Source organism: Variovorax sp. P4_B11 (assembly GCF_056402355.1).
The window spans coordinates 1-2,262 of the sequence record NZ_JBFUHO010000141.1; the positions used below are offsets into that span (position 1 = coordinate 1).

4 pseudogenes are annotated in these 2,262 nt (G+C 63.7%); 3 read left to right on the forward strand and 1 reads right to left on the reverse strand.

The features are described 5' to 3' along the window. Positions 1-652: 652 nt before the first annotated feature. Positions 653-766, forward strand: a pseudogene (locus tag AC1DYD_RS41225) (metallophosphoesterase); the annotation flags it as partial. 52 nt (positions 767-818) lie between these two features. On the opposite strand, the pseudogene AC1DYD_RS41230 reads toward AC1DYD_RS41225, so the two are convergent. Continuing rightward, positions 819-977: pseudogene (locus AC1DYD_RS41230) on the reverse strand (integrase core domain-containing protein); the annotation flags it as partial. Between AC1DYD_RS41230 and AC1DYD_RS41235 the strand changes: the two are divergent. Further along, positions 977-1,270, forward strand: a pseudogene (locus AC1DYD_RS41235) (ISNCY family transposase); the annotation flags it as partial. The pseudogenes AC1DYD_RS41230 and AC1DYD_RS41235 overlap by 1 nt on opposite strands. A 246-nt stretch (positions 1,271-1,516) precedes the next feature. Continuing rightward, a pseudogene (locus AC1DYD_RS41240) lies at positions 1,517-2,262 on the forward strand (zinc-binding dehydrogenase); the annotation flags it as partial.

The following is a 2,262-nucleotide window of genomic DNA, read 5'->3' on the forward strand; positions in this document are numbered from 1 at the left end:
CTGGCGCCGATCCAGATCGACCTCGCAGGCGATGTCCTTGTTCTGCCAGCCCTGAGCGGCCAGCAATACGATCTTGGCCCTTTGCTGCACACGAGCCTCGACACGGCCACGCCGCGCCAAGGCCGTCAACTCTCGTTCGACAACAGCATCCAGTTCGATCCTTGGGGCAATGCGCATGGCTGCGACCTCCGTCAAGGTCGGAGTGTGCCGCATCGAATAAGTTCCACTATTTCGAGCGCACTACACTAGGTTCTTTCGCGTCACGGTTGGACGAGGCCAGTCCAGGAAAATCACGCTCGCAGCGATTCCAGCGACGCGATCTGCCGGCGCGAAGCCGCTCACCCGATTCAACCAGGCCGCAAAACTGGGTCGACCGTCGGGCCAGGTCGGCATAGCTGATCTCCACAGAGCCCATGGCGTACGCACGCGCGGTTGGCGAAGCGGCTGCAGGCTTCTTTCCGCGTGGCGTCGATGGAGCTGTGCGCGGGCTTGGGCAAAGTACGATCCATGCCCACAGGATAGGCGTCGGCTCAGACGCTTTCGATGGATTTGATATCGGCATTCATTCGTGTCTCCTGGGTGCCATTCAGAGCATGTGGATTGTCGGCGCCGGACCGCCTCCAGGCCCACTAGGCTGGTGCCGTCGTGCGTCAACTCGGAGCTGGCTGATCGAAACCTGCATGGCCGAGTCGTCGAGATCGCCGGATTCCGGGTCGCAGGCCTGGGCGGGGTCTTCCGGGGCAAGATCTGGAACCCGGACGAGCCCGGCCCCGTTGGTTTGAACAGACTCCGATTTCTTTTAAGTGGATCCTGCGGGGTTAGGCTGCCTTGGCCGAAGGCCATGGCAGCGTCTGGAAGTACACCACGTCCGGCGTTCGGGCGCCGAGGCTCGAATGCGGACGTCGGGTGTTGTAGGAGTCGATGTAGCGCCCGATTCCGCTTCGGGCCTGGCTCACGCTCTCGTAGGCATGAAGGTACCAGCCAGGCAAAGGGCCGAGTTGAGCGCGCCAACCTGACGCTGCAGGATCGGCTGGTGAAGGAACTGAGGCTGCGCGGCATCAGCACGCTGAAGGAAGCCAACGCGTTCGCGCCGCACTTCGTGGTCGACTTCAACGGTCGGTTCGCGAAGCCTCCGCGGCGCGACTTCGACGCACATCGGGCGCTGCGCGCGGACGAAGACCTGAACCTGATCTTCACCTGGCGCGAGCAGCGCAAGGTGTCGTTGTCGCTCACGTTGAACTATGCGCGCGAGATCTACATGCTGGCGGACATCCGACCGTGCAGCACGAAGGGCGGTGGCGACTGTGCTGCCAGTGCCAAGAGGATGGCGTCGAGGTGCTCCTTGCGCTCGGTCAGCACCAGCACTGTTGGCGCCGACCGAAAACTGATCACTTGAACTGAGGTCTGCCGATTCAAGATTGACCAGGGTGCTTAACTGCCCTGCTGAATATTTCAGCAGGGCGAACAGGTGATCACCATGGACATGATTGGCAAGGTCAAGCGGATGCACTTCCGCGACCACGTCATCCCGCTCTACACGCCCGAATGTCGCCAGTGCAAGTTCTGCCTGAGCCGCAAGACCAACCTGTGCCAGCTGATCCGCGGCACCCAGGGCCGCGGCCTGATGCCCGACGCCACCAGCCGCTTCAGCCTGGACGGCAAGCCGATCTTCCACTACATGGGCACCAGCACCTTCAGCAACTACACGGTGGCGCCCGAGATCTCGCTGGCCAAGATCCGCGAGGACGCGCCCTTCGACAAGGTCTGCTACATCGGCTGCGGCGTGACCACCGGCATCGGTGCCGTGATCTTCACGGCCAAGGTCGAGGCCGGCGCCAACGTGGTGGTGTTCGGCCTCGGCGGCATCGGGCTCAACGTGATCCAGGGCGCGAAGATGGTGGGCGCCGACAAGATCATCGGCGTCGACCTGAACCCGGCGCGCGAGGCGATGGCGCGCAAGTTCGGCATGACGCACTTCATCAACCCGAAGGACACGCCGAACGTGGTCGATGCCATCGTGCAGCTGACCGACGGCGGCGCCGACTACAGCTTCGAGTGCATCGGCAACACGCAGGTGATGCGCCAGGCGCTCGAATGCACGCACAAGGGCTGGGGCCGCAGCATCATCATCGGCGTGGCCGAGGCCGGCGCCGAGATCAGCACCCGGCCGTTCCAGCTGGTCACCGGCCGCAAGTGGGAAGGCTCGGCCTTCGGCGGCGCGCGCGGGCGCACCGACGTGCCGAAGATCGTCGACTGGTACAT